At 39.5% G+C, this 22,382-nt stretch carries 12 protein-coding genes; all 12 read right to left on the bottom strand.

Translation table 11 applies throughout. The features are described 5' to 3' along the window. Positions 1-19: 19 nt before the first annotated feature. Positions 20-1,438 (bottom strand): TlpA family protein disulfide reductase, encoded by a 1,419-nt coding sequence (locus tag DRW42_RS07700; protein ID WP_158544298.1) that lies wholly within the window; start codon positions 1,436-1,438, stop codon positions 20-22. Between the two features lie 5 nt (positions 1,439-1,443). After that, positions 1,444-2,301 (bottom strand): putative zinc-binding metallopeptidase, encoded by an 858-nt coding sequence (locus DRW42_RS07695; protein ID WP_113948246.1) that lies wholly within the window; start codon positions 2,299-2,301, stop codon positions 1,444-1,446. 16 nt (positions 2,302-2,317) lie between these two features. Further along, a complete protein-coding gene (locus DRW42_RS07690; protein ID WP_147243694.1) occupies positions 2,318-3,778 on the bottom strand; it encodes a RagB/SusD family nutrient uptake outer membrane protein in 1,461 nt (486 codons plus the stop codon). 10 nt (positions 3,779-3,788) lie between these two features. After that, on the bottom strand, positions 3,789-7,406 hold the full coding sequence (locus DRW42_RS07685; protein WP_113948244.1) for a SusC/RagA family TonB-linked outer membrane protein: 3,618 nt from the start codon (positions 7,404-7,406) through the stop codon (positions 3,789-3,791). A 56-nt stretch (positions 7,407-7,462) separates the two neighbouring features. After that, the gene (locus DRW42_RS07680; RefSeq protein ID WP_113948243.1) at positions 7,463-8,614 is read right to left on the bottom strand and encodes a FecR family protein; all 1,152 of its coding nucleotides are present in this window, start codon (positions 8,612-8,614) and stop codon (positions 7,463-7,465) included. A 120-nt stretch (positions 8,615-8,734) separates the two neighbouring features. After that, positions 8,735-9,295: an RNA polymerase sigma-70 factor gene (locus DRW42_RS07675; RefSeq protein ID WP_158544297.1), complete on the bottom strand. Its 561-nt coding sequence runs from the start codon at positions 9,293-9,295 to the stop codon at positions 8,735-8,737. 360 nt (positions 9,296-9,655) lie between these two features. Then, on the bottom strand, positions 9,656-12,079 hold the full coding sequence (locus tag DRW42_RS07670) for a GAF domain-containing protein (RefSeq protein ID WP_113948241.1): 2,424 nt from the start codon (positions 12,077-12,079) through the stop codon (positions 9,656-9,658). Positions 12,080-12,220: 141 nt separating this feature from the next. Continuing rightward, positions 12,221-15,826, bottom strand: a complete 3,606-nt coding sequence (locus DRW42_RS07665) for a BamA/TamA family outer membrane protein (protein WP_113948240.1) — start codon at positions 15,824-15,826, stop codon at positions 12,221-12,223. Positions 15,827-16,060: 234 nt separating this feature from the next. Then, a complete protein-coding gene (locus DRW42_RS07660; protein WP_113948239.1) occupies positions 16,061-16,972 on the bottom strand; it encodes an SdiA-regulated domain-containing protein in 912 nt (303 codons plus the stop codon). A gap of 173 nt (positions 16,973-17,145) precedes the next feature. Continuing rightward, a complete protein-coding gene (gene ppk1 / locus DRW42_RS07655; RefSeq protein WP_113948238.1) occupies positions 17,146-19,185 on the bottom strand; it encodes a polyphosphate kinase 1 in 2,040 nt (679 codons plus the stop codon). Further along, complete coding sequence (locus tag DRW42_RS07650) at positions 19,185-20,399, bottom strand: Pycsar system effector family protein (RefSeq protein ID WP_113948237.1); 1,215 nt, start codon at positions 20,397-20,399, stop codon at positions 19,185-19,187. Before DRW42_RS07650 ends, ppk1 begins: the two co-directional genes overlap by 1 nt. 806 nt (positions 20,400-21,205) lie before the next feature. Beyond that, positions 21,206-22,372 carry an efflux RND transporter periplasmic adaptor subunit gene (locus tag DRW42_RS07645; protein ID WP_113948236.1) on the bottom strand — a complete coding sequence of 389 codons (1,167 nt, stop codon included), beginning with the start codon at positions 22,370-22,372 and terminating at the stop codon, positions 21,206-21,208. Positions 22,373-22,382: the final 10 nt, after the last annotated feature.

The raw sequence follows: 22,382 nt of genomic DNA, 5'->3' as shown, positions 1-22,382 counted from the left end.
TTCGTGTTAAATCCGGAGCTTATTTAGATTTTAAGGCGGTTTCGATTAATTTTTCAAAACCTGGTTCTGAGGCCTGTGGCGCATGATCTTCGATGATTTTCCCTTGCTGATCAATTAAAATATACCTCGGGATGCCTGTTATGTTATATGCTTTTTCGAAAGATGAAGACTTTTCATCACCCGCATGAAGATCTATACCATTCATGTTTTTTGATTTAAGGAAATTAAGCCATTTATCTTTTGATTTTGCATTATCCGTAGAAATGGAAACGAAAGCAACATTTGGATTATCTTTGTATTTATCGCGAAGTTTCAAAAAATACGGTAGCGAATGCATACAAGGAATGCACCAGGTTGCCCACACATCTATGGCTACAATTTTTCCTTTAAAATCGTTCAGACTTACCATTTTACCACTTGCATCTGGCATTGAAAAATCGGGCGCCAGGGCATTTTTAGATACTTTACTGTATTTTTCGCGTAAATCATTCAGGTTTTGCTTTACCGCAGGGTCGGTGGTTTTTTCCGTGGCGGCAAGCATTATTTTATCCAGATCAGTATCCCAACCATTAATCGAAAGGTGGTAGATGATAATCTGACTCAATTGTTCATTAATCAGCCTTTCATTATTTACCTTTTTAATTAAAAGCTCCATTTTTCCAACGGATCCGTTATCAGCCAGATCATCTTCTTTAATATCTGCACCCTGGCTAACTTTTGAAAAAGTATAATAGTTGGTAACCAGCGACCTCAGTCCGATGGCTTTTAATGAATTTACTGCCGGATTATTGAGCGAGATTTTATCGAGAATATTAAAGTAATTTTTATCAACTTTAATGGACGGATGACTACGTAAATATTGCAGTTTCAATTCCATATAACGCATATCGTTGTAGAAATTTGCTGTTGAAACCAAACCTGGCTCTTTAGATTTGTTGATCAGTTTTACTTCATTTTCATATTGCTGATCAATATCTTTGATGGATAAAGTCTCTTTTTTTTCTTTAGTTAAATCAGCCCAGGCTACATGAATTTCGTTAATCAGCAAATTATCAATTTCTGATTTCCCGTTCATTTTCATATTGCTTTCTACCAGCATTGCAGGCGAGGTAGCTTTTTGGTCTGCCGGTCCGCCGATTAAAAATGCGCCGGTTTTACGTTCGGGCAAAATAATGTCGAGGTTTTGATTGGGCAGCACATAAACCGGAAAGTTATCTATCCAATATATCAAAGCTTCGCTGGTAGGAAAATCTAAAGTAAATTTTCCCTTTTCATCAAACTTTACTGTTTTATAGAGCACCCTGCCTTTGGTAGAAAAAGCCTCGACAAAAAAACCTGAAGATTTTTCATTTGCACCAATCCTGCTTCCGCTTATGGTAGCAGAAAATGCAGAAACCGAGAGAAATAATAAAAGTAAACTCAATAATTTCCTTTTCATAGCCATTAAATTACGCCTGCATTGCCAATGGCCTGCAAATCGATATTGTATTTGGTTTTATAATAGTTGATGATGATATCATATTTCTTTTTTACTAATCCGGCCGTATCGTTTGATGCTTTTAAAATGCTTGCATCAAGTTCTGCTTTAGTTTTTGAAGTAATTAAAGCGATGTAAGACAGAAAATCTCTTGTCGGACGGTTATCCTGTAAAGAAACAACATAAGAAACATAGCCGTAAGTGTAAAAATTGGTTGCTGTAACGCCAGTTTGAGTGTAATTGGTTACCGTTAAAAAATCTGACGGAATATCGAGTTTTCCGCGGCTGTTTATAAAGTTAAAAAACTCTACATGCAGGTTATTTACATAGGTTTTTTTCTGGGCATCTGTCATGCTATCAAACGATGCAGAGAAATTATTTAAAGTGATCTGGTTATAGCTCGATAAGACCGTATAAGTTGTTGTCGGGCTTATTTTGCTCCTTAAATTTTGTCCGAGTAAAACTTTAAATGGCAAATTAGCTTTCAAAAAAGCATCAGAATAATAATTTAACCAGTTCCTTTGTATAAAGCTTAACACCTTGCCCACATAAGCTTCATCTGCAATATCTACAGCATAGTTGCTACCAAAATTAGAGCTGCTGTACACTGGTGTGGCACCAAAATCTATTGCACTAAATTTATAAAGGAAAAATGTTCCGTATTTATTGTTTAAATCAACTAGAGTAGGATCATAATCATGGTTTCCCTGCGGCAGTTTATATTGAACTTCGATGTTTGATGGCTCTAGTGCAGCTTCTTTTTTACATCCCAAAACAAAGATGGAAATGATAAACAAGAAAATGATATGGCTTAAATTTTTCATGTTTTTGGATTTAAGATTAAGGATTTTGAATCAGATTGGCATTTCTGCTGAGCGCTTCAGTCGGAATGGCTAAAGTATAACGGCTATCATTGTGCTGTAACGTTTCTACTTGCGGTGTACCTGCACTGAGCTGAATGGTATGCTTTAACTCAGGCATCCCCCAACGTCGTAAATCGAACCATCGGCTATCTTCTAAACACAATTCTCTTCTTCGCTCGGCTTTATAAAAAGTATAAAGCTCCTGCGGGTCGCTTATGGTAAGAGGTGTATAAGCTGCTGTTGTAATCCTGTTTAACCGCAATAAATTAATATCAGCCAGGGCTTTGCTTACTGCTGATCCATCTCCGGCTATTGCTTTTTGAATGTAAGCTTCGGCACGGTTTAAATAAACTTCTGCTGTTCTAAATGCTTTTCCATTGGTGTTTCCTGCCACATATTTAGCTGATCTGCCTTTATAAGTATTAAGCGTTGTAGTGATATAACCGATGCTGGTAAAGCTATATTTTAATCTTAAATCGCTACTGGCATAAGTGTTGCCCAAATCATCAGAGATAAAATATGCTGCTTTAGCTACAGACTGTCCGCCACCGAATGGCATATTGGAAAGTTCAGCATTAAAACCATAACCCCAGATCACTTCGGGAGAGGAAACCGCCGACGAAATACCAAAAGTTGCCGCGGTAATCTCATTCATTTGCTTTAATGAAGATTTCTTTTGCAGTGTAGCATCGGCATAACGAATGCTTGCATCCCAGTTGCCCATGTAGAGGTAAACACGCGATAAGAGGAATCTCGCCGATATTCCATTAAATTTATAAATGTGATTTCCTGAACCTGCAGCATCCAGAAGCGGAATCGCCTCTAATAAATCTTTTTCAATTTGTGCATAAACCTCCTTAACGGTCGATCTTCCAACAGGAGTATCGGTAACAGCAGCAGTTAAAATCAATGGAACGCCTAAATCTGTTTCTGGATTAACATTTGTACCATAATAAGGCTTTCCAAAATAATTTACCAGCATGAGGTAATAAAAAGAACGTAATGCAAGCGCCTGCCCCCTAAGATTTTGTTTCTCCGTTTCTGTGCCTGTAACCTCATCAACGTAATCAAGTACTACATTGCAGCCTTTAATGCGCGCATAGTAATTAAACCAGATATTTGAACTGTTTGCCGAATTTTCGAGCAACCTGTCGATCATGTTTTTTTGCCAGGTAAATGCAGGTGCATATTTATTCAAAGCAGAAACAACGGTGGCATTGGCATTATACTCCGACTGAATATCATCTGTAAGCAGATCTGTAAACTCAGTTATTACCGAATTTAAGGGATAGGCCTCTCCGGTCATTATCTGGTTTAAAGCTGCAGTTGTTGTTGGCCTGACAAGGTCCTGGCTACTTTCTTCCAAAAAACCTTTCTTGCAGGATAATGCGCTTATTGATAAGCAAATAAGGGCAATGTATTTTAAATATCTTTTCATAATCTGCTTGTTATATACCAATGTTTAGTGATAAAGAATAAGTACGCGGAATAGGTAAACTGTTTCCGTTTACTTCAGGATCCTGACCGTTAAGCCTTTTATCGGCAATGTAAAACAGATTGGTTACTGAGGCCTGAATCTGACACGATTTTAAACCGGTCTTTTTAATTTTATCGGATGGAACGATATAACCGAAAGCTAAATTTCTGAGGCGTACAAAACTTGCATCAACAATTCTGGTACTTGAATAATCGTACAACTGATATGGAGAAAATGTTCCTGTAGAGCCCGGGACCGGAATTTGGTTCAGGGCAGTAGAATTAGCGGTTGGTAATGACGGGATTACGGTGAAAGCCTCATCACCAGGGTTACGCCAGCGGTTATTTAACTCTGCTGATAAGTTTTGAAATGGATATGGAGCAGAGGTAGTGGCACGCACAGAAGTATAAAGCGGTGCTAACCTTTTAACGTTACCGGTACTGATGTAAAGAAATGTATTTAAAGTAAATGATTTATAACGGAAATTGTTACCCAAACCTCCGGTAAACTTTGGATCTATCTGTCCTGAATAAACCAAAGCTTTGGTTACATCGGTAGCTGCTTCCGGATTTGTGGCTACATTTAAGCCATTAAACATTGGTCTACCAGTTTGAGGATCTAAACCAGAGAAATCAAACGACCAGATTGCGGTTGCCGGAGCCCCTTTTTTATATAATCCGCCCGATACCGCAGCTTGCCAGTTGGTTAATGATATTGCTCCTGATTCCTGGACATTGTTAATTACTTTCGCCGTATTAAAATTAAGGCTCCAGTCAAAATTTTTCGTTTTTACAGGGAATACATTTATGGTAAATTCAAAACCTCTATTGGTAATATCTCCCCCATTAACCGGCATGGTTAACAGGCCATACTCTAAAGGGATCGTTTTTTGAACAATTACGTCGAAACCTGCTTTTTTGAAATACTCTACACTACCTGAAATCCGGTTTTTGAAGAAAGCAAAGTCTAAACCAAGGTTTAAAGTTCTGTTTCTTTCCCAGCGAAGATCCTTGTAGGCCAAACTTTTTATCAATAATACCGGATCGCCGGAAATTGGGTTTACTGAGGCTGCACCAGTTGGAATCTGTGCAATGATATCAGGACTAAAATTTTCTGCAACATTACCCTGAAAACCAAAACTAACTCGGGCAGAAAGTTGATTTAACCAATGTACATTATCCAGAAAACTTTCTTCAGCAATGTTCCATTTACCACCAACAGACCAAACAGGCAAAAACCTGTGGTTGGCATACTGTCCGAAACGGTTTGATGCATCAGTACGGATATTGGCATTTACAACATATTTTTGGTTAAAATTATAGGTTGCTGTACCAAAATAAGAAACATAATTAGAAATTCTATCGGTAATGGTTGGAATGGTATTTTGCAATAAGCCATTTACAAAAGTAACGCCGGTATTGACAACAGTTGGTGGCAGCTGCGCAAAAGACTGCCCCCTATCGGGCATGTAACCATAATTTAACTGCTTTAAACCATCATATTTCGAACTCCTGATTTCCTGCCCAACCATGATGTTCAAACCATCTTTATTTCCCCTTAAACTTTTATTAAATGCGAGGGTGTTTCTAAAAGTAGTGGTTTGGTTGTTAACCGAAAAGGAATTATAAACTCCACCAACTGGCAGTCGCGATGCCTGATAATCAATCGAATTAGGAACTGCTGTTCCATATTCGTACCCACGTAGCTGTGTAATTGCGTTTGTACGCTCGGTTGCATACGTAGCACCATTGGCTTGGTTGTAACCATAGCCCAATAATGACTGAAAGGTAAATAGCTTTAAAAATTTATATTCAATATTAGCAGATGCATTGATGGTGGTAAGCTTATTGGTATTACCGCTTTCTGCCAGTTCATTTAACACATTGTATTTAAAAGCGCCTGCACCAGTATTCGGACTGGTGTAAAAATATGGCAGACCATCGTTTCCATAAGCAGGAATTGTTCTACTCGTATTATATGCATAGTTAAACGGATCTACCCCATAAAATCCATCAGTGGTACTTTTTGCTCCGTTTAATTTAAAACCCACTTTAAGATTATTGGTAAGTGTGCTATTGATGTTAATCGAAGCTGTATACCGTGTTTGTTCGTTACCTTTTGTATTTCCCCTATCATTTAAAACACCTATTGAGCTATAATAGGTAGTTTTATCTGATCCGCCCGACAGGCTTAAGCTGTGTGTTTGGCTAATTGGTGCCTGAAATAACAGATCGAACCAATCTGTATTATTGGTTTCAAGTTTATTTACGCCTGCCACAAACTGCTCCTGGGTAATCTTTTTATCAAATAAATCGGCAGATAAACCTTCGTACGAAACGGGGTCTGGAGTTACCTCAAACTGTAAACCCTTTGCATAAATCTCTCTAGAAACATCAATCCGTTCTTTTGAGTTCATTAAATTAAACTGACCATAATTTGGCCTGGCTGAAGTAGTAAAGTTTGTGGTATAGTTTACAGCCGTTTTCCCAACTTTACCTTTTTTGGTTGTGATTACAATTACACCATTAGCTGCTTTTACACCATAAATCGCAGTAGATGCAGCATCTTTAAGCACAGTAATATCCTGAATGTCATCAACATTTAAAAAAGCCACAGTACTTCCTACCAAATTTTTAATGGCGTCATCAGAAGTACCCGGAGTTAAAGAGTTAAGCTGTTGATAATCAAACGGGACCGGATCTTCCTGAATAATACCATCTACTACCCAAACCGGCTCCTGGCTGCCCAATAATGTCGACGTACCCCGAACCCTTACCCTTGGTTTCGAACCTACCAAACCAGAAGTATTGGTAACTGCAACGCCCGGCAACTGCCCCTGCAGTAATTTATCGATCTGATTGGTTCCGGCAACTTTAATGTCTTCCATTTTTACAGAAGAAATAGAGCCTACAAAATCTCTTTTGGCGATATTCTGGTATCCAGTAACCACTACATCATCAAGCCCTTGAGTGGATTCCTCCAGCTGGATATTAAAAACCAAAACATCATTAGTAGTATTTACCGCTTTAATGATTGGTTTATATCCTATATATTGATACCTGATAGAACTATTATCGTTAACCAGAAGTACGTAATTTCCATTTCCATCAGTTGAAGTCGCATTCTGTTGGCCTATCTCCTGAATGGAAGCTCCAGGAATGGCATTGTTTTTATCGTCGGTAATTTTACCGGTAAGCCTGATCTTTTTCTGCGAAAGTGACGGCCCACCTGATGATGAAACCGCTTTGGTTTTCAGGATTACTACATCTTTATCGATTACAAAAGTGATATCTGTTCCGTTTAAAAGGGCATTTAATATTACGCTTAAACTTTTATTTTTTAATGATACCGTTACCCTTGGGTTTTTATCCAATTGATCGGCATTGTAAAAGAACTGCATTTTTGCCTGTCTGCTTACCTGTTTAACAGCATCAGACAGTTTTACATTTTTAACGCTGATGCTGATATTGGTTTGGGTTTGTGCCCACAGGGATGAACTGAAAATTATCATCGCACAAATGCTTATACTTAAAACCCTGGTTAAAAAGCACAGTTGAGGCGAAAAATAATCTTGTAAATATTTTTTCATTTAGTTTTGAAATAGTTGGTTGATTTTTTTTGATTTTGGTTGGTTAGATGTCGTGTTTAACGCTGATCTACATATATCCTCCTGTTTTTAATGCTGAACTTCACACCACCTGTTTGTTCGATAATGTTTAGTATTACTTTTATATCACTGTATCTTTCAATTTCTCCTGAAAAATGAACCTTTTTAATTTTATCGGACTGGAATACCACATCGTAATCGTACCACAGGCTTAATTGCTCCATTACCTCATCAAGTGTAGCCTCTTCGAACACAATTTTTCCATTTGCCCAGGCTATGTATGGTAGCACATCAACATCTGTTTTGGTTAAGGCATTAGTTTGTGTGTTAAATGTAGCCTGTTGCTTAGGTGCTAAAACGGTACTTTGATTGGCCGATTTAGCTTCAACCTTGCCCTCAACCAAAGTGGTACGTGTGCTTTGGGTGTAAGTATTTACGTTGAAGGTTGTTCCCAGCACTTTTACATCCATATCACTGGCATGCACAATAAAAGGTTTATCGGGATTTTTGGCCACCTGAAAATAAGCCTCTCCTTTTTCTAAATATACCTCACGTAAGTTTGCCGCATTAATATTTACCGGGAAACGGAGTACCGAAGCCGAATTAATCGTTATCATCGTTCCATCGGCTAATGCCAGTTTATATTCTGCGCCCCGTGGGATAATCAGTTTGTTATAAACCTGTGCCCCCCCGGCGGCTCCATTCTGTTTGTAACTCAATAATGTTTTGCCTTTATTGGTTATACTCGTTCCGGCAACCTCCGCTAATTTCTGACCAGCCTCCGAAAGTTCAACCGAGCGGCCATCAGATAAAACCAAGGTAGCCCTGTTATGATCAGTTGGTTCCAGCTTTGCTAAATCGAGTGCCACCGGTTCGCTATTCTTGATGTAATAGAAAACCCCGCCAGCCAAAATCAATATCGGTAATAAAATCGCCGCAGCATATCTTAATAAATTTGGAAACAGTTTTACCTTTTTCACTTTTAAATTGGTCTGCATTTTATTCCATGCCGTATCTGTATTTAACTGAGTAAGCAAACGGTTTGCACCTGCAATCAGCTGATCTGCCTGTAGAGCTTCAATCAGTTCTTTTTCTTCATCACTCAGTTGTTCAAGCGATTGCTGATCGGGCAATTCGTTATTGTTTAACTGTTGGATCACTTTAATCCAGTGGTTTTCTGCTGCGTTCATTTTCTTAGATAGATTAATATATAGTACAACTTGTGTTAATTTAGGGTGACAGCAGTATTAAAAAATTATTAAATAATTTTCAACAAACTGATTATCAATAAAATAAATTTTATATTTTGATTAGAATTTTCCTTTACCCAGCAAAATGGCAATGAAAATTACCGAAAGGGGATCTTCGGCAGCTTTAGCTTTTAAGAAAGCATAAGCCCTTTTCATTTGGGTTTTAACGGTATTAACGGATATGTTATTGGCTTCTGCAATGGCGGCATAACTCAAACCATCCACCACATATTGCAGAAATACTTTTTTGCGCTCATCGGGCAAAAGATTAACCAGGCCCAATACCTTTTCATCAGCAGTTTCTTTTAATAATAAAGCTTCCTCTTCTTCCAAATAATCGGTTTGAACGGCCAACGGAGTTTGCTCAGTTAGTTCTACCGCATCGGGCATTTTTTTAAGAAAACTTAGTGAAAGATTTTTAACAGCGCGGGTAGCGTACGATTGAAATGAGGTTTCGATCTGGATATCGTTTCGCCTGTTCCAGAAACTGATAAAAAAATCCTGAACAATATCTTCGGCAGCTGCCTCATCTTTAACGATCTGATAGGCCACCAACACTAAAAACTTGTAATGTTTCTTAAACAAGTTCTCAAATGAGGCTATATCAGAGTATTCTGCCAATTTTATTAAAAATAAGGATGATTGATAAGGAATTCTATTGTAAAATTAATTTAAAACTTGGCAAAAAGAAATATAGTGAGGGTATTTAGGTTCTTTTTATGGAAAATGTGAGATGGATTATGGAATGTAAATCCATTTTGTTTACTCCTCAATGAAATTCCGTCATCTCGACCGGAGCATCGCGGAGCGGAGATCCTTCGACTACGCTCAGGATTGACAAATAACAAAAAAGCCGTCATCTCGGTTGAAGCGCAGCGAAATAGAGAGATCTATCTACACAGATTTCTCGACTTCATTGCACTCCGCTCGAAATGACGGCAAAGGAGGTGCTCCGCTTATAATCACGGATCTTGTGAATTATTACCGCTGCAACACTTTAGCGATTTCTTTTTCGATAGACTTCAACTCTTTAGGTTTAAGCTTTTTTGCGGCGTCAGGTTTGGTGCTTGTCTTATTATCTAAGTATTTTACGCCAACCCTTAACGCTTTCAAGCCAGAAACGCCCTGTAATTCATCCAGTTCCAATTGCTCTAGATCGTCGTTTAAATAACCCTGAACCTGCATGTATTTGATATACTCCATATACTCTTTGGCTTCTTCAGGATTGAAATAAACCATCGCAATTTTATGGGGCTGTGTTAAACGTTCGGTTGTACCTTTAATCAATACTTTATCGATACGTTTTTTCACTACTTCGTAACGGATGTTATAAGCACCTTCCACATCGAAACGGCGTTCGTCATTCCTAAAGCTGATATCAATCGCATTAGAATGGATGAAAATCAACTGTGTAGTTTCTAATGCACGTGGCATCTCGCTGATCAGTCCTTTTGATAACCGTGCAATATCAACCATAGAAGTTAACTGCCACAAACGGATATTTTTCAGGTATAACAGATCAAAAGGTTTATCAGGCGCAATTTCCTGACCGATGTAAATATCATACTCTACACCATCGGTTCTGAATTTAGCAAAATAACAAGGGTATGAAGCCTGTAAATTGGACTGCGATTTTTCGAGATAACGGCTTACTTCGGTATTGATCAGCTGCATGGAAACTTCCAGCTGACGACGGTTTGCAAAAGCAGCTCCTGTTTCGGGCACAATTACTTCGAAATAACGTTCTACAAATTCGGCTGTTGCCGGATAATTACCTTTAATGATCGATAAAAACGGATAAACTTCCATTTCTAAAAATTCATTCAGTTTATTTTCCTCGTTTGAAGAAGCAAAATCGCCGATGCGTTTAATCCAGTCTTTACAGTTGAACAATAACTTATCGGTAAGTTCCAACGAAACATGTTTGCGGATGGCTTTTAAAGTATCAATCAAACTGTTTAACTGCACCTCCATATCGTCTTTTAAGGCCTTGTTCCGCTCAACAGTAGAGTTACGGATATCAATGGCACCAAATAGCGGATACATGTGTTTAAAGGTAATTGTTTCAATTTCCTTTATTTTCTGGTTTCCCTTATTCTGAAGGAAATGCCATACCGCCTCATTAAACTTCCATTGAACTGAAGGTTGCAAGGCAGTAAATTTATCCATCAAAACCTCATCCATTTTGGCATCAAATTCTTCAATACTGTATTGGAAAAGCTGACCGATTAATGGCATTGCAGGACGTAACCTCGACAGCAATTTATCATCAACCAAAACTTCTTCGTCTGAATATACCTCTAAAACACCAGCCAACTGGTTGTTGTAATAAATCGGCAATACAGAATAAGAACAAACCCCGGCAGCTTTTAAAACCCTCAAAAATGGGTCTTTGCTAATCTGATCGTCGTTAATGGCACTTACAAAAATTGCCCTCGGGTTCTCTTTATATTTTTCTACCAGCGAATAAAATACCTCTTCTTCGAGATTGGAAGATTTTGCCGAATTGATCAACATGCTCTGCGAAAACTCCTGGTTATCAAAAACCAGTTTGTTATTCACTGTTAAAAATGGCATTAAGCCAAATTCTAACTTACCATTACCGCTTAATGTTTTTAAAGCATGTATAACGTGTTTGTAAGCATCGGTTTGGTAATTGTGATCAACCAGGGCATCACGGATTCCATCAATGGCATGTTGCAGCGTAACATCTGTTATGGAGATGATGCTAAAACCTTCAAAATGAAAATTACTTAATGGCAGATGTTCTACCAAATATTCGAGTTCGGTTTCGCCCTGAAAATGCCTGCCGAGTTCTTCGAAATTAAGCTCAGGTAAATCACCTTTATGCAAAATATCCACAAACTTGGTATCCGTTTGGATATTGTAGTATTGTGTAAGCTTTGTTTCCGGATTGATATGGGCATAAATAATCTCGTTTTTCAGTACCGGGGTAAAATTATAAAACCGGCCCAAAATAACGTTATAGATAAATTTAAGCTGTTTTTTCTCAATCGGCTCGTTATCTTTTGTTACCTTATTTTTAGGATCGTGATCCTTAAAAAATTTATAGAATGCATTGGTGCTAAAGAAAATCTGATCAGGAATCGGGGTACTTAAAGCCCAAAACAAATCATCTTCGTTATCCATTAAAGGTGTTAGAATGGTAAAAATTAATTCTAAGGTATCTTTATATTTAGATAATTCTTCGGCACTGATGTTGCCAAGCAGCACATCGTCTTTTTCAATTTTTTGAAGTAAAAACCTGTAAAATTCAGATTTTACTGATTTTTCTGTTTTCAACCTGCCTTTTAAATACTCCACAAGGGGGCGGAAAGACAGAGAAGATTCTACCTGGCAATGTATACATTCGTTTTTGTGTATCTGTATTACATTGGTATTCATTGTATAAGTTTTGCTATAGTGTAAAAATTATAGTTATCTGTTTAATTACTAATTCTTTGCAAAGATACACACTCGTTAAAGCAATGTTCGTCTGCTGAACGTAATAGTTGGATATTACATCTATAAATATGTTACACAAATTTAGTACCTAAAGTTAAGGGATACATAAGGATACCAGCCATCTGAGGAGTGCCCCATCACAAATCGCACAACTGTGAGTGATGCCGGAGCGAAATAAACGCCCCCTCCTACACCGTGGTGCCATATTGTTGATGCTTCGTCACGTTTCCACACCCTGCCTACATCATAAAAACCCAATAAGCCAATTTGTCCGGGTAAAACATAACTTACCAGGTCGCCAAGTTTGGCCCTAAGCTCTAAATTGTTGTAAAACATGTGTTCGCCGGCAAACCTAAACTGGCGGTAACCGAGCAGATTGCCCTGTCCGCCGAGGTAAAGTGCCTGATAAAAGGCTGGTTTACCAACGGTTACCCCACCGCCAAAACGGTCTGCCAAAATGAAGTTTTTTCTGCCATCGAGGTTTTTATACAAGGCAATGCTTGCCGTAAATTGTCCGTATGAGTTAGAATACTGATTTACACCTTTATAACCCAGCAATTTAAAATCAACATAACTACCCAGCGTTGGCAATAGGTCGTTATCGCGGGTATTGTTGGTGAAATTGATAAATGCACCGGCAAACATTTTTTCATTGCGTACGGTAAGCGAATCGGCTGAATGCAGTTGTGATAGATTTTCGATAAAACGTCCATCGTTATCTTCCTTGTTATACTTGTAATATTGCCATGAGGGGCCAACACTAAAAGTAGATTTAGGGCGGCGCCACCTGATGGCAGCATCTAACTGGTACAGGTTATAACGTGCGCGGTAATACCTGATATCGTCGCCATGTTCGTCGAAATGGGTTTCGTTGCCTAAGCCAAAGAAATTCTGGGTATTGTTAGGGGCAAAAGCATCGGCTTTTACTACAATATCGCCCTTACCCAACGCTTTTAACCACTCACCCTTATAGTTAAACCTGAATGCTTTTGTAGAAAAAGAATGCAGGAAAGAAACCGTTTGTGAATTGCCATAAGGCTGTTTCCTGAAACCCGGATTGGTTTGTTTGTAAACTAAACCCAATAAAATACCATCATCCTGGTTATAACCTGCGTTTAACAACCAGGTATTTCTGCGGTACATATCTTTCGGGATATAGCTGAAATTAGCGGTATCGTTAGAAATGATTTTCCTGATTTTATCAGCATCTTCGCCATTATAAGTAGCTTTATCTTTTCTGCCGTAAAGCCTTACCAAACTGTTACTATTGGCAAAATCGTAAACTTTATTGCCTTTGCCACCAATAATCCTGATTTTGATGTTAGAGTTTTTATTGTTCAGGATCAGACTGTCGTTACCATTATGCATATAAACCCTGATCTCTTTGGTTACATCCGGATCAAATTTTCTGTCGAAAAGTTCCTCCTTGATATTCCCTTCTTTAGAGATTTTATTGATTTTTACCCGTAATCCCTTATCATTGGCATCGGTAATCTGGATCAGTTCGTTTTTGTTGGTTACTTCTATATCCACAATGCGGTTAAAGAAGTGGTAATACTGGTTCATTAGTTTCGGCAAAGTGGCAATCCTGTTGCGTAACTGCGCCAAAAAGGCATCATGATGTAATGAATAACTTGGCTCAGGCAATTTTTTCAATGCTTTTTCGAAAACCGCATCGTTATAATTGGCACAGAAATCTTTTACAATCTGATCGAACTCTTTCTCATCGATGTTGGCTGTCCAGCGGCTGCTGATTTCCCTGCCCTCCCATAAAAACCAGTTTACATTTTGTATCCCCCGTTCGTAACCCTGCATCATTGGCAATAACGACGATGATTGGGTATAACGCTGTAAAAAACCGTCTGATCTGAAAAATACCTGGTCACGATCTCTCGGAACCGGTGTGTAAATCTGTCCATCTTTGGTTTTAGTTGCTTTCCAGCGCCACTGATCTTCGTGCCTGTCCCAATCGCCCAATAAAATATCGAATGCCCTTGCCCTTACCCACGATGGTCCATCCAACCGGTTATCATTATCATCTGTAAGTTTTTTATCCATTTTTGGAGAATTGTCTGAATCTCCTGTTGGCTCACGCTCTTCAAATAAACATAAAGTATTGGCAAAAGCGGGTTCAAACTCGCCGAGGTTATCATCCGGAGAAACCCAGCCAATAATCGGATTGCTGTGTGCAATGCCACCTGCATCTGCTAAATCAGGCACAACCAAAGCCGAAAAAGGGTGCTGTGCCGACATGTTATCTTTGATTACATCTTTGGCAAAAGTTTCGCGTAAGGCAGCCGGCAGAAGCACTTCAGGGTATTTTTCTACACTGCGCAATACGTACTCTTTACCGTTTTTATCTTCTAAGCGTAAGGAGCGCGACTGGTTACCTCCGCCGCGCTGAGTAGCTTTTAAACCGCCCATCATCTGCGATACCCTTAATACAGGTACTTTTGTTTTTTCGGCGTACTCTTTACGGTAATTTTCGCCAAAAACATAACGGTGGAAACGGCCAACACTATCATATTCAGGCTTAATGCGTACAATTATACTATCGGTGGTAATGGGTTTATCCCTGTTGCGCACTTTTTGAGGGATGGCCTCGAACTTTTTGATATAACTGTAAACGCGTTTAACACTGGTATCGGAATAGATGTAATATTCGTAACGCATATCGTTGTTTTTCAACTGATCGGCCACAACATAGCCTTGCTGCATTTCGTGGAAGAGCGAGGTTTTACCTTCTTTATTTGGTGATACTTTTGAACCTGAACCGCTAATGACCTGCAGTTGTTTGCCTTTGATCAGCTGCAGTCCATGCTCATGGCCGGCAACGTAAGTTACGTTTGGATAATCGCCAAATACACCGGTGATGGATTTGATCATATCCTTATAAGCTGGATGGTTTAAATCTTCGGGACTTAACAGGGTGGAACGCAGTAAAGGATAAACCGAACCCAGAACCGGTAAAGGAATGTACAGGTTTTTGTTTAATGAGGTTAACGGAAAAAGGTGGTTCCTTAAATTGAAATAACCCCCATGCGGACCATAACTCTGAAAGGGATGGTGCGAAGCCAGAAGGATTACTTTATCCTTATTCTCTTCAAGTAACTGCTCCATTTTAACCAGAACCTCATCTTTTGTACGGCAATCGCAATCGCCATCGGGATTTGATTTATTATAAGGAAACAGCCACCATTCGCTATCGTAAGCAATGATGGTTAATTTATCGGTTAGTTTAATGGCTACAGGATCCGGACAACCATTTTGAGGAATCAATTTTAATAATGGATCGTTTTGAGCAGCAAGATAATCGCTTTGCGCTTTGATTTTAGCGAGACCTTTTGGCCCTGATTTATCCCAATCGTGATTACCGGGCACAAAATAAACGGCAGCACCCATCTTACGCATGGGTTCAAACTGCGAGCGCAATATTTTTTTGGTTTCCTCTTCTTCTGCACTTCCAGGGAGGCCCATTCCGGTAGGATAAATATTATCGCCAAGGTAAACAACAGTTGTTTTTTTTGGTAAAATCTGCTTGGCTGCATTTTTAAGGTCCTGCATCTGGGCAGGATTCATCTCTCCTGCATCGCCGAAAAGAATTACACGGTATTTTACATCATCCTGCGCAAAGGCAATGTAATTGATTAAAAATAAGATGGTAAAAAGGGTAAATCTTTTAATCATATTGGGAGGTTTGTATAAAGATAGTTATTTTAAAATTATTTTGTTTTCCAAGCATAACGTTAAGTTATCACTCCTCTCTGGTTACCGTCATTTCGAGCGGAGTATAACGCAGCCGAGAACACGAAGGCTCAGCGAAGCTAAATCTACCCTTGAGATAGATCTCTCCATTTCGCTACGCTTCAGTCGAGATGACGATTTATCTACAAGATGACGAACATTCAAGAACACCAAACCTTATTTCTTAACTTTAAACAACAAAATATTACCCGCAGCAAGTGTTCCGCCTTCGTTAGAGATGTACAGGTTATTATCACGGTCGAATGCAATGCCTTCGGGCTGGTTAAATAAGTCAGGATCTAATGACTGGGTTGATTTTACCTTAAAATCTGCATCGGTAATCACGAGCAGTTTATTTACGGATGAAAGTATGTACCACTCATTCGTTTTTGGATTTTTAGCCAATGCAGAAGGGCGAAACCTTGATTTTGAACTTCCTGATGCTTTTTCGATCTCTTTGTGTGAAAGGCTGAATTCTCCCGCAGCTGTTAAAGATGCATCATTGTTAAATTTGAAGCCATAAATACTCGAAGCTTTTGCTTTAGAATCGGGTTTGCTATCTTTCGTTAACACGTAAACCATGTTATTTTTTTCATCAGCGGCCAATCCTTCGTATTCGGCTTTTGGCACCAGGTCTTTGGTTTTGGTTACCTTTCCGGCCTCTGGCTTGTTCAGTTCCGAAATTGGAAAAGTATGTAATTCCCCATTGCTTTTTAATACAATAAAATAATTTTTGATGATGGTAACATCTTCGTAATCACCTTTTGCTCCAAATTTGGTAAACTTTGATTCTTTATCGCCCAAACCTAAATGGAACAAATCGCCATCTTCATCCTGAATGGCAAATACTTCTTTGGGATCGCCGTTGTGAAATACAATACCAGAAATTTCGAAGAGGTTATGCGGCATGTTGTATTTTACGGGATTGGCCAGATCGTAAGGAAAATCTGATTTTGATGCTGCACTTGCTGAAGTTGTTTCGGCAGTTTCGCCTTTTTTATCATCACGGTTACCGTTTACACAGGATACACTAAAAAAAGCAGTAGCAATTAAAAAGCTGGAGGCAAGAAAAGTTTTATTGTATTTCATAAGGGTAAAGTTTAATTGTTATCAGTTGTCCCGCCTTCGGTCCGTCATCTCGACCGTAGCGGAGAGATCTATGAACGATTAGTTATCGCTTGATAGATTTCTCCATTTCGCTTCGCTTCAGTCGAAATGACGATCGCTTTGGTCCGTGTGGACACACCACGGCCCACGGCGCTTTATTTATTGTTCAAAAACTCATAAATATCATGCTGGGAAGAAACAAGAACCCCGCCAGTTTTAACCGGAATGTTATCCATGTGTTCATCTATACAAACGGCCTGAACATTATCCTGTTTCTGGATTTCAATAATTTCTATCATTTCCTGTTTAATCTGCTCATTATAAATGGGAAAACAAACTTCAATCCTTCGGTAAATATTCCGGTTCATCCAATCGGCCGACCCCAGGTACACATCGTTTTTGCCGAGATTGTGAAAGATAAATACGCGGCCATGTTCTAAATAACGATCAACTATTCGGGTAACTTTAATGTTTTCACTCATTCCCTTCACACCCGGAACCAAACGGCAGATGCTCCGCACAATCATATCGATCTTTACTCCTGCCTGCGAAGCTTCGTAAAGTTTATTGATTAATACTTTTTCTTCGAGGTTGTTCATTTTAATGGTAATGCCCGAAGGTTTGCCTTGTTTGGCATGTTCAATCTCGCGATCAATCAGCTCCAGAAAAACTGTTTGCAGGTTAAACTGCGCCACGAGTAAATGCCTGAAATTAATCAGATCGGCAGAGCTTGGTTTAACCCTTTTGGCAAGGAAAATAAAAAGCAGTTCCACCTCCCTAAGCATTTCCTTATTGGCCGTCATTAAAATATGATCGGTGTAAAAGGCAGCAGTGCTTTCGTTAAAGTTTCCGGTGGCAAATAAACCCGAATAATGCATCCGGTCGCCTGTTTTTCGTTTAACCAGGGCCACTTTGGCGTGTACTTTTAACGCGGTAACACTGTAAATGATATCAACGCCAACCTCTTTCATTTTTTTGGCCCATTTAATGTTGTTGGCTTCATCAAAACGGGCTTTAAGCTCTACCAGTACAGTTACTTTTTTACCATTTTTGGCAGCGCTGATGAGGGCATTTACAATTTTCGAATCGCTGGCCACGCGGTAAAGCGTTACATATATTTCACGTACCTCTTCATCAATAGCAGCTTCGTTAAAAAACCGCAGCACACTGTCGTAACTCTGGTAAGGTGTATGAACAATGATATCGTCTTTATAAATGGCCTCGGTTAAAGAACCATCAATGAAATCGGTATTGCAGATTTTTGACCAGTTTTTGTTAGATAGTTTTGGAGAATTAACCGGGAAACCCATAAAATCCTTAAGGTTATGGTACTGCCCGCCTTCTATCCTGTTGGCTTTTTTAAGGTTGAACAGTTTTTTAAGCAGTTCGAAAACATTGGCCGGTATGCCTGGCTGGTGAAGAAAACGTGTAGCCAAACCCGAATCGCGTTTAAGCAATTGTTTCTCCAATTGATCGGATAAACTGCCCGGATATTCGTCTTTCAGGTCTATTTCTGCATCTCTTGTAATCTTGAAACTGTAACAACCTGTAATTTCTCCTTCAGGGAAAATCCTGTCTAAATGGAAACGGATAATATCATCCAGGAACACAATAAAGGTTTCTTCGCCTGCTTCTACCTTATAAAAACGGGGCAACTGACTGGAAGGAATATTTAGAATTATTGCTTCGGTTTCGTTATTCTTTTTTAAGGTAACCAGAAAATAAAGCTCGTTGTTGGCCGGAAAAAAGTTGGTGTCCTGGTTAATGTGTACGGGCTGCAAAAAGGCCATTACCTGACTCAAAAAATACCTGCTAACACTTGTCTTGATTTCTTTGGGAAATGGCTCACCATAAATTAAATTTATTTTATTTTCTTTCAGCTGGGGAATAATATCTGATTTTAATATTTTGCCATAGCGCTGTTGTTGATCAGAAATAAGCTGATTGGCAGTATTCAGCAGATTATCATCGATTTTGATGTCGTTATCTTCTTTATTGCTCAATTTTTCGAGGGCAAGCAGTACAGGCATCCTCACGCGGTAAAATTCATCGAGGTTGGAAGAAAATATTGATAAGAACTTGATTCTTTCGAGAAGCGGAACGGTATTGCGTTCGGCTTCCACCAAAATGCGCTCGTTAAATTTTAGCCAGCTTAAATCCCTGTTGAAAAAAGAGGTTTCGGTTGTTGTTTCCATTAAAGTTTTCCGTACGCTGCGTATGCTATTACAAATGCCAATACTGCTGCAATTAAGCCAAACATGAAGATATTATAAGCCAGGCGGATCAGTTTATATTTGCGGCCCAACACCACACCCTGCGAGTATACATCAGTAATAAGGGTTCCGTATAAAAAATCTTTATCGTTCATTACCTTAATCATGCCATCGGTATAACTGGGCAAACTCATTTTATAAAAGTTACCAAAAAACAAAAGGTTTACTTTTTTCTTGTCCATATCTTCCTGGGTAAATTCGCCTTTAGGAATAGACGGACGGGTGGATAAAATGGAAACCACTACGCAGGTTAAACTGACCATCAATAAAATAAAAGTCGGGATAATCAGGTTGCCGTGATCTTCTAAACGCCTTAACAACAAACTCACGATCAACGAAAGCATGATGGAGTTTACGGTAATGAGGATGTGTGCCTTGTTATCGGCCATATCGCTCAAACGCTGGTTATTGGCCGAAGTAATCCTGAACATGGTTTCGATACCTTTATCAGGGCGGTCATCTTTATCCTTTTTCTTTTTGTCTTTGATAATTACCGGAGCAAAATTTTTAGGCTCTTCGAGTTCGGTGCTGATTTCTTCCTGAGCGGTTAGTTTACTTTTCAGCTTATCTATGTTTTTTTGCTTCTGATCGCTCAACAACAAATTGGCATAATCGGTATGGTAATGGTGCGATTCCATAAACTGGATATCTTTTTTGCGCCATTCGAGTTTACTGATGTCTTTTTTATAAATCAGTTCGTTTTCTTTGTGCATCAGTTTTCCTTTTGCACGGAAATCGGGCAGGCCTAAATGGAAAAGGTCGGCATCACAGATGATTTTGTCGATTTCGTTTTTAGGCTGCTGTGGTATTTTTGTCGCTAAAATAGCGCTCTTTACACTGTCGCGTACTTCCTGATTTACCTTATGTCGGGCCAAAAATTGGTCGGCCAGTTCGGCCCCTTTTGCCTCATGGTTTAGCGCATCTTCAAAATAGCCGGTATCATGAAAATAGGCTGCAACGGTTACGGTAAAAAAATCCTGCTCGTTAAGCTGATAATGATTGGCAATTTGCTGTGCCGCATTTACAACCTCCTGGGTATGCTCGAAATTATGATAAACCAACCGCGGATCGTTATGGGTATGGAAGTATTCGCTAACATGCGTTTTTACATCTTCCTGCAATTGTTTATAGTTCATGAACGTAAATATGATGGTATTAATGGTTTATTTGAGGGAAAATGCATTTTCATTAAATCTTTTTACACTGAAATTGTTTTGATTTTTTATGATTATAAAATTACGTTTATTTTTTGATGATGGAAATAGTTTGGAGTTGGAAGTCTTCAGTCCGGAGTCCGAAGTCTATAGTCTTCAATCAAAAAGTCGTCATTTCGAGCGAAGTGCAACGAAGCCGAGAACCACGTAAGTGCTCAGCGAAGCTAAATCTGTCTTGAGACAGATCTCTCCATTCCGCTGTGCTACAGTCGAGATGACGTCTCTCGAGATACCGTCATTTCGAGCGGAGTGCAACGTAGCCGAGAACCACGTAAGTGCTCAGCGAAGCTAAATCTATCTCGGGACAGATCTCTCCGTTACGCTGTGCTACGGTCGAGATGACGTCTCACGAGATACCGTCATTTCGAGCGGAGGGCAACGTAGCCGAGAACCACGTAAGTGCTCAGCGAAGCTAAATCTGTCTTGAGACAGATCTCTCCATTCCGCTGTGCTACAGTCGAGATGACGTCTCACGAGATTCCGTCATTTCGAGCGGAGGGCAACGTAGCCGAGAAATCTATCAAGGNATACCGTCATTTCGAGCGGAGGGCAACGTAGCCGAGAAATCTATCAAGGCAGATCTCTCCATTCCGCTGTGCTACAGTCGAGATGACGTCTCTTTTGAACAAATAACCGATTAAGCATAGCCAGTTTACAGTTGGCAATTTGCAGTTACCAATCAACCAATGACCAATGAACTAATGACCAATAAACCAATGACCAGTGAACTAATGTTCTTCGCCTTCTTCCTCTTCATTCTTCACCTTACTCAGCAAATCATAAGCGCCTTTTACCACCACTTTGGGTTTGTTTACCGCTTCTGCGAATGATACCTGCGTATAGCCATTTTCGGCAACATTTGTTTTTACTTCCATCATGCGGTAACGATAAGCCAGTTTAGAGGCCGATTGCTCGATAAATACATATTTCTTGCCTTCAAATTCAACTATAGCGGCATCGGGCAAGGCTTCAACTTTGTTGGCACCGCTTTCTACATACGCTTTCAGATACATGCCCGGGAGCAGTTGCGTATCTTCCTGATCGAGGTGGCAATGTACCTGCACAGTGCGCTCTTTACTAATTTCCCTACCAATTAAATGTACGGTTGCCATGCGTTCTTTTTCTTCATTAGCTAAGGTAAAACGCACTTTCTGACCAATTTTAAGTTTAGGCACATCCTTTTCGAATACCGTAAGCTCGGCATGTAAATGTTCGGTATCGGCAATCTTGAAAAGCTCATCAGTCGTGCTGGCAAAGGCCCCAATATTGGTATTTACCTGGGTAACATAACCGGCCATTGGTGCATACAGGTTAAAGGTTTTTAAAATCGTCCCTTTTTCCAAAGCTGCGAAATTGATATTGATCAGCGAGAGTTTAGAGTGTTGCCCCAATAACCTGGCACTTACACTCTGATATTCGCTCCTGGCCTTTTGAAGTGCTTTTTTGGAGTTTACATTTTCTTTGGCCAGTTCTTCCTGCCGGTCCAGCTCCTGTTTTAAAAACTGCAGCTGACTTTTATAATCGAGGTAATCCTGCTGCATCTGGATAAATTCAGGATTTTGCATTACAGCAACCAATTCGCCTTTTTTCACCCTCATTCCCTGAAGCATAGAGGTACTTTTTACAATCCCTTCTAATGGTGTGGAGATGGAAACCAAGCTCTGTGGCGGCAAATCGAGCATGCCGTTTACCTTGGTTGTACCACTCAATTCTTTTAGTTCGATTTCGCCCAGGGTAATTTCAGCCAATTTATGCTGTTCAGGGGTTAAAGTAATCACGTCGCTTTCTTCATGGGCGGCTTCTTTTTCCGGCGCTTTTTCTGCTTTAGGACTCCCACAGGCGCTGAGGTACAGCGCTAAAGTTAACAGACTTAAATATTGATATATGGATTTCATGTTTCTACTT

Origin of the sequence: Pedobacter miscanthi (assembly GCF_003315595.1) — a bacterium.
Lineage (GTDB): Bacteria > Bacteroidota > Bacteroidia > Sphingobacteriales > Sphingobacteriaceae > Pedobacter > Pedobacter miscanthi.
This window is presented reverse-complemented; position numbering and strand designations above follow the sequence as displayed.